General features: G+C 36.3%; 5 protein-coding genes. 2 read left to right on the top strand and 3 right to left on the bottom strand.

Annotated features, from left to right (window positions below):
• Positions 1–53 precede the first annotated feature (53 nt).
• Entirely contained in the window at positions 54–152 is a 99-nt protein-coding gene (locus F6K54_RS36245; protein WP_366558333.1) for a helix-turn-helix domain-containing protein, read from the bottom strand.
• 168 nt (positions 153–320) lie between these two features.
• On the opposite strand from F6K54_RS36245, the gene F6K54_RS36240 reads away from it, so the two are divergent.
• Positions 321–608 carry a hypothetical protein gene (locus tag F6K54_RS36240; RefSeq protein WP_293088695.1) on the top strand — a complete coding sequence of 96 codons (288 nt, stop codon included), beginning with the start codon at positions 321–323 and terminating at the stop codon, positions 606–608.
• Between the two features lie 29 nt (positions 609–637).
• On the opposite strand, the gene F6K54_RS36235 is transcribed toward F6K54_RS36240, so the two are convergent.
• Both F6K54_RS36235 and F6K54_RS36230 read right to left on the bottom strand, forming a co-directional pair.
• Complete coding sequence (locus F6K54_RS36235; protein ID WP_293088693.1) at positions 638–820, bottom strand: hypothetical protein; 183 nt, start codon at positions 818–820, stop codon at positions 638–640.
• Positions 821–914: 94 nt separating this feature from the next.
• The gene (locus F6K54_RS36230; protein WP_293088691.1) at positions 915–2,567 is read right to left on the bottom strand and encodes a cell wall metabolism sensor histidine kinase WalK; all 1,653 of its coding nucleotides are present in this window, start codon (positions 2,565–2,567) and stop codon (positions 915–917) included.
• A 799-nt stretch (positions 2,568–3,366) separates the two neighbouring features.
• Between F6K54_RS36230 and F6K54_RS36225 the strand changes: the two genes are divergently transcribed.
• Positions 3,367–7,407 carry a response regulator gene (locus tag F6K54_RS36225; RefSeq protein WP_293088689.1) on the top strand — a complete coding sequence of 1,347 codons (4,041 nt, stop codon included), beginning with the start codon at positions 3,367–3,369 and terminating at the stop codon, positions 7,405–7,407.
• The last annotated feature ends 101 nt before the right edge of the window (positions 7,408–7,508 follow it).

Raw genomic sequence — 7,508 nt, 5'->3', positions numbered from 1 at the left:
CTAATTTATACTTTTCTTGGCAGCAAGCTAGACTATCATTCCAAACAACACGTTCACGAAGTGTTGCGCCAGCAAACACAACCAAATAGCTTGGCCAATCGGTGTTTTTGTCCTGATGTTGGATATATACGATACTTAAATCTAGATTTCATAACCAACCGAAAGAAATTAACAATATGATAACATATTTTCTATACTTAAATCTAGATTTCATAACCTGATGAAAGAAACTAACAATATGATAACATATTTTCTATAGACAAAAATCAACTAAAAAGTCGCCCTAGAAGGGCGAGGCTTGAAACCCAATTTTTCGGTCAATGGGAGAAACAGAACCATCAATTTTTACATATACATCTGTAGATAATAGCTCGAAAATAATTATCGCAGAAAACGATGCTAGCAATTTTTGGAACCCGGGAAAATTCAGCCAGTTTAACTGGACATATTCTGATAATGCTCTCTGGTATTGTCAACAGGTTTTCGACGCAGACACTGCAGAGGAAGCTGTTTCTCACGAAGCTGCAGATCCTAGCGAACCATCTAATGGAGGTTGTGGTATTCCGGATAATAATTTTCCTTGGAGTCAATTGATACCCCAATGGTAGGTTGGGTTGAGCAAGGGCGAAACCTAACATCAATGCCAGTTTGACAGATGCTCAAACCCTGATTTTTCTGTTAGCACACTAAAAAACTCGGTTTTTATTGAACTGATGTTAACATCAACACCCAAGTCTCGCCCTTGCAAAAACAAAGCCCCTAGAGATATGCCTCTAGGGGTTTCTTGTTGGTTTAGCCATCTCTGAGTTCTCTGAATCAAATTTAGTCTCTAGGTTTTTTCACAATGGCATTACAATGCTTTAGCTGCTGTAGCCTATCTATGCAAAAACCGCTATAATTGCAAACCACAAAAACTATTTTTTAACTGGGAGTTTCACAGTAAATATACTGCCTTTATCTAACTTTGAATAAACTTGAATAGTTCCTCCCATTCCTTCTACCAAAGTTTTAACAATAGATAAACCTAAACCAGCTCCACCAGAACGATTTCTAGCTTCATCCACTCGATAAAAACGTTCAAAAATCTTAGCTTGTTGTGATAAAGAAATACCCTGACCTTTATCACATACCTGAATTATTGCTTCACTATTTTCTTGAGACAAATTTAAAATAATGGGAGAATCTTCACCCGAATATTTAACAGCATTATCAATTAAATTTAGTAAAACCTGTTTCAAGCGATTGCGGTCTACCATGACTTCAATCAAAGATAAGTTTAAAGTTTTATCAATCTGATATTGTGATTTTCCGGTCGTATTTTTTGATTTAAAACTAAATTTACTCGCAGTATAATTACGGTATATATTATCCTCTGAAGTTAGTTGTTCAGGTTTGTCCATATGTGTAGAGACTAGATATTTTTTTTCTGTAATAATTGAATTTTTACTACCACTAAATACTTGCTCTAGATTAACAAAAATATTTCCATTACCAAACCTCAAAATAATTTCTCGATCGCTAAATTGTTTAGCCATTTCTACTACTTCTGTCACCAAATCATTCAATACCACCGCTTCTAAATTAAAATGAATTTCTCCACTATCTGCTCTAGCTAACTCCAGTAAATCTTTCAATAATTCAATAGTACGTTGTGCTTCCCCAGAAGCTATCGAAATAGCTTCTTTCTGAGTCTCTGTTAAATTATTACCTCTTCTCAAAAGACTCTGAAGATAACCAGAAACAATAGTCAAAGGAGTTCTTAACTCATGAGAAACATTACTCACAAACTGCCTTTGCTGTTCCCAAGAATTAGACAACCGAGCCAACATAGTATCCAAAGTTCTCGCCAACTCCTTAACTTCACTAGGAGCGCGTTCCAAAGAAACCGTTGCTCGATCCAGAATATCAGCATTAACATGATCGGCAAGTTGACTAACATGACGCAGAGGCATCAGAGAACGTTGAATATAGACAGTTATAGCCAGTGTTACTCCAATTATTGCCAAAATACTTGCCACACTCAAACTCATTACCATCGTCACTAGCATCTTTTGATCGCGGGAAATATCTAGAGCAATATAGAGTTTACCAATATTCATCCCATTAACTGTTAACGGACCACCACATAATACAAAATAACGTTCGTTGATTGGATATACTAAGGGTTTGGAGGGCATTTCAGCTAAAGACTTTAAAACAAAGTGGTCACTGTCACTCTGGAAATTTTGTGATTGAACTATCACAGTTCCTTCTTGATTTTTGACCCAAATAAATACATTGGCCAATGTTAAATTATCAATAGCTTTTTGTAAACTTTTGTTTACATACCACATCTCACTGTACATTTCAACATCTCTGGGAAAACGTTCAGCTATCTGCTCAATGTTATGCTTATGAGTAACTATCAACAATTGCTGCATCTTCCAACTTGTCCACAAAGCTACACTCCCCAGTCCTAATACTGAAAATAATGCAATACCCAATGTTAGGCGTGTTTGCAAAGAAGATGGATCGAGTTTCCAAGGCTGTAATCTGAGATTTTTAGGCCATTTAACGATAAAATTCATTTTAAATAACTATGCGTAAAAAACATTTAAACTACAATTGTCATTAACTTAGCTACAGATCCTGAGAAAACCCTGATAATTTTATGGAGAAATTCATACCTTACTGCTATTTGAAATTGCTACGCTGTAATGAGGGTTTGCTGAAAAAGTCTTATGGGTGAGGGTAGTAGGCAGGAGACAGGAGTTAGGGGCAGGACTGTTTCATTCTCGATAGACACGGGGACACACCAGACACGGAGACACGGGGATGGAGGCTTTTAATTTATGATTAAATTGACTTTTCACCATTTTAGTCAGAGCAAAAGGGACGTTATTGGCGCTCAAAATCAGCCAATTTTGGTAAATTTTGCTATTCTTTGATCCCCATTACTCCTATTCTCCCGCTCATCGTTAACTTGCGATACTTTGAAATAGCCCTGCTCCCAGGAGGGGAGGGGAAGACAAGAGAAATGGGTATTGAGAGGAGGTAGGAGTAAGAATTGTAAGAATGATTTTTCTGCCCAACTATGCGCCAAAATACGCTCCTTTTTAAGGGTTTTAGACGTTATACCAGGCACTTTTTTTGACCCCAAAAAGACACTTACCTTTATCTGTAAATACTTTTAGATTTAATCAGCAAGCCCTAATTAGGAAACTATTTCTAGGAAAGAAGATTTCAAGAACACTTTTAGATACAATTACGTCTAGGGCTAGTAAGCATCAGAGAAAAGCAAATCACTAATTTATAATTATGATACTTCAACCAGAGTCATGAGAATTTGTAGTAATTTGCGACATAGGAGCAATAGGGAAAAACCTGATGAAACTTTGTCAAAAAACATTAATAGTTATTAGTACAGCGATCGCTAGTTTGATAGTTGTATTGTGTATTACAGCATCAATGATGTTGTTTTATGGCTTCCAAAATTTGGCAGTAGATTACGTTTGTCTAGATGTAACAAGGACATTAAATAGAGATGAGATATCTAATTTATCTGTAGGGGCAAAACAGGAGAGGATATTTGCTTTATCAACTAACTTTTTTGATAAGAATAAACTAGAATATAATGCTATGAACGAAGGCAGAAGGCAGGGAGCAGATGGCAAAGGGAACAATTGGATGGAGTATAAAACCCCATCCAATTGTAGACACTATGTAGACGATGGGGTTTTATACCCTTATTCCCTTCCCTCATGGGTAGAGGGCAGGAGCCAGAATTCCCTTCTGCCTGTCAGATATGCGTCTTACATTCAGAGGTCTCCTCAGAATTACGCACTCGCTTCTGCCTCCTGCCTTCTGCATTTCCTGATTATGCGCCACCACAGTCGAGTATTTTGGGGTTACTTTATTCTTTCATCGGTAATAGTAGGTCTAGTTTTTGGGATCGTTATGCTGGCACTCAGAGCCAAATTGTTAGTCTCCCGTATTTCACAGTTAAACAAAATCGTCAATAAAATAGCTTCTAGTGGAGACCTTTCAACGCACGTACCAATGCCAGGGGATGATGAGTTGTCAAGCCTAGCTCAGACTATGAATAAAATGCTAGAAGCCTTACAACATTCTCAACTTGAATGCCAATACAGCGAAGAACGCTATAGACTAATGGCAGAGAACTCCACTGATATGATTTCTCGTCACTCTCCAGATGGAGTTTTCCTTTATGTATCCCCTGCTTGTCGCAGCCTGATGGGATATTCTCCATTAGAAATTATTGGTACTCATCCAGAAGAGTTTTTTGCTCCTGAAGATATTAAAGTAATTGTCACAGCTTATCAAACTATTATTAACAATCCCGTAACTTACACTATTGCCTACCGCGTTCTTTGTCAAGAAGGTAAATATATTTGGTTTGAAACCACTGCTCGTACAATTCGCGATCCTGAAACAGGGAAAGTACAAGAAATCATTGCAGTTTCTCGTGATATTTCTGATCGTAAACAAAGAGAACAAGAATTACAAGAAAGTGAAGCTGCTATTCGGAGATTGTATGAAATAACTTCTACCCCTTGTGAAAACACAAATACTCTTTGTCAAGGTACAAATCAAAATAATTATATTATCTTCTGTTTCAAAGATCGCCTCCAAAAATTATTAGAAATGGGCTGTAAAAAGTTCGGCTTGGAAATAGGAGTATTGTCGAAAATTGAAGATAATAAATATACTATTATTGCAGCTAAAACTCCAGATAATTCTATTTTGGAAGGAGAAGAATTTGACTTAGAAAAAACATTTATTTTTACAGAAATAGCAGAAGAACCAATATGCTTTGAATCTATTAAATATTCAGGTTTCTCTACCACGGCAGATATGGCTTTTCAAATCGAAGCTTATATGGGAACGTCAGTTATAGTAGGAGGCTCAGTTTATGGTACTCTCAATTTCTGGAGTCCTCAAGCACTAGATGAACCTTTGAAAGCCGTAGATAAAGAGTTATTAAAACTAATGGCTCAGTGGATAGGTGGAGAATTAGAACGTCAACAAACCTCTAATGATTTAGCAAAAGCTAGAGATGAAGCACTCGCTGCAACTAGAGCAAAAAGTGAATTTTTAGCGACTATGAGCCATGAAATTAGAACCCCGATGAATGCAGTTATTGGCATGACTGGCTTACTATTAGATACTCCTCTCAAAACAGATCAAAAAGATTTTGTTGAGACTATTCGTAGTAGTGGTGAGACTTTACTTACACTCATTAATGATATACTTGATTTCTCAAAAATAGAGTCTGAAAAACTAGATTTAGAAGCAAATCCTTTTGATTTACAAAATTGTCTAGAAGAATCTATTAACTTGTTAGCAGCAAAAGCTAACGAAAAGAATTTAGAACTTGTCTATTTCATTGCTCCAGAAACTCCAACTACTATTATTGGAGATATTACTAGGGTACGTCAAATTTTAGTTAATCTCTTGAGTAATGCTGTTAAATTTACCTCTCATGGTGAGGTATTAGTTTCTGTTAGTGGCAGAAGACTAGAAATACTTGAAGAAGGAAGAAGGAAGAGGGAAGAAGGAAGAGGGAAGGAGGAAGAAGGAGAAAAGAAGGAGGAAAGAAGGAAGAAGGAGGAAGAAGGAGAAATAAGGAATAAGTTGATGGGGACTCAAACCTCAGTCAATTTTCAACACCCTGTAGACGGCAAGGTATTAAATTCAAAAGAAAAAGATAATTTAAGAACAAAAAATAACTCAGAATTTAATAATTGTGATATTTTTCCCGTATATGAAATACAATTTTCAGTCAGAGATACAGGTATTGGTATTCCTGCTAGTCGCATGGATCGTTTATTTAAATCTTTTAGTCAAGTTGATTCTTCTACCAGTCGGGAATATGGGGGTACAGGTTTAGGATTAGTTATTAGTAAAAGATTAGCTGAAATGATGGGTGGTCAGATGTGGGTTGAAAGTATGGGTGGAGTTGCAGGTAATCCCCCAGCAGGCTATAAACTTGATGAAAAATTAGAGTATGTCAACGAAAGATCGGGTTCAAGTTTTAATTTTACAATAGTCACAGAATGTAGCGTTCAAACTGTCAAAGATAAATTAATTACAACTAATTATTTAGATAATAATCAATATAACTTAATAGATAAAAGAATACTAATAGTTGATGATAATACTACAAATAGAAAAATTTTATTGAAACAAACTGAATCCTGGGGGATGGTAGTTAGCACTGCTGAAAATGCTACTCGTGCTTTAGATTTAATAGCTAAAAATTACAAATTCGATCTAGCAATTATAGATATGCAGATGCCAAAAATTGATGGTTTAACTTTGGCAAATAAAATTCGTCAAAATCCAACTTATCGGGATTTACCTCTAGTAATTTTGACTTCTTTTGGTAGGCAAGAAATTAATATTTCTCATCAATTATTTGCAGCTATTATTAATAAACCTGTTAAACAATCTCAGCTTTATGAAGCCTTACTAAATGTTTTTTCTGGTAAAGGTATTGAAGTTAGAGTTACAAGTAATAATCAATGGAATTCTCCAACTATTCCTTTATTAGCAGAGCAATTACCGCTGCGAATATTATTAGCAGATGACCATTTAGTTAATCAAAAAGTAGCTTTGCAAATTTTACAACGCATGGGATATCGTGCTGATGTTGCTAGTAATGGTTTAGAAGTTTTAGAAGCTGTATTTAGTGTGCCTTATGATGTGATTTTGATGGATGTACAGATGCCTTTGATGGATGGCCTAAACGCTACTCGTCGCATTCGGCAAGAATATGAAAATGTCACAGAAGATCCTGAAAAAGTTTCTCAACCAAGACCTCGAATTATTGCTATGACAGCTAATGCTATGCAGGGCGATCGCGAAGAATGTATAGCTGCGGGAATGGATGATTATATTAGTAAACCAATAAAAATGGAGCAACTTGTAGAAGCTCTAAGTAAAGCCAAGTCTGTTGTGTCAGAAGGAAAGGAAAAATTGACTTTCCCACAATCAAATTTATCTCCAGCAACCGATCCAGAAGATAATCACATTTTTACAGAACAGACTATTCTTGAGAGTAAGGTAATAGAAGGGTTGAGAGAAGTAGAAGCTCTAGATGAAGTCATAGATATTTATTTAGACACTTCTCCCGAACTTCTAGAGAATATCAATATTGCCATTAATCAAGCTGATCCACTTATACTTAAAAATGCTGCTCATTCTCTCAAATCTATTAGTGGTACTCTGGGAGCAATGATTCTTTATAAAGTTTGTCAAGAATTAGAAATTATGGCTCGTTTAGCTGATGAGTCAGGAAATTCTACTCCAGGGGAAGCAATAGAGATTTTTGCTAAGGTGAAAATTGAGTATGAAAAAGTTATTGCTGCCTTGAAAATAGAGCGACAGACTGGGGTAGGGGAGTAGGGGAGTGGGGGAGTGAGGGAGTGGGGGAGCCATCAATTTTGAGAGCAAGGTAGCGAGTGTAATTTCTTCAGAGATGGCTCTGGAGGCTTTGAACGCAGATG

Source organism: Okeania sp. SIO3B5 (assembly GCF_010692555.1).
In the GTDB taxonomy this organism is placed as follows: domain Bacteria; phylum Cyanobacteriota; class Cyanobacteriia; order Cyanobacteriales; family Microcoleaceae; genus Okeania.
Note: the sequence above shows the minus strand (reverse complement) of the source record. Positions and strands in the feature narration are given on the sequence as shown.

Bases quoted from the DNA above. Each gene is read 5' to 3' on its own strand.
- F6K54_RS36245 (WP_366558333.1), bottom strand. From the start codon at position 152: ATGAAATCTAGATTTAAGTATCGTATATATCCAACATCAGGACAAAAA.
- F6K54_RS36240 (WP_293088695.1), top strand. From the start codon at position 321: ATGGGAGAAACAGAACCATCAATTTTTACATATACATCTGTAGATAAT.
- F6K54_RS36230 (WP_293088691.1), bottom strand. From the start codon at position 2,567: ATGAATTTTATCGTTAAATGGCCTAAAAATCTCAGATTACAGCCTTGG.
- F6K54_RS36225 (WP_293088689.1), top strand. From the start codon at position 3,367: ATGAAACTTTGTCAAAAAACATTAATAGTTATTAGTACAGCGATCGCT.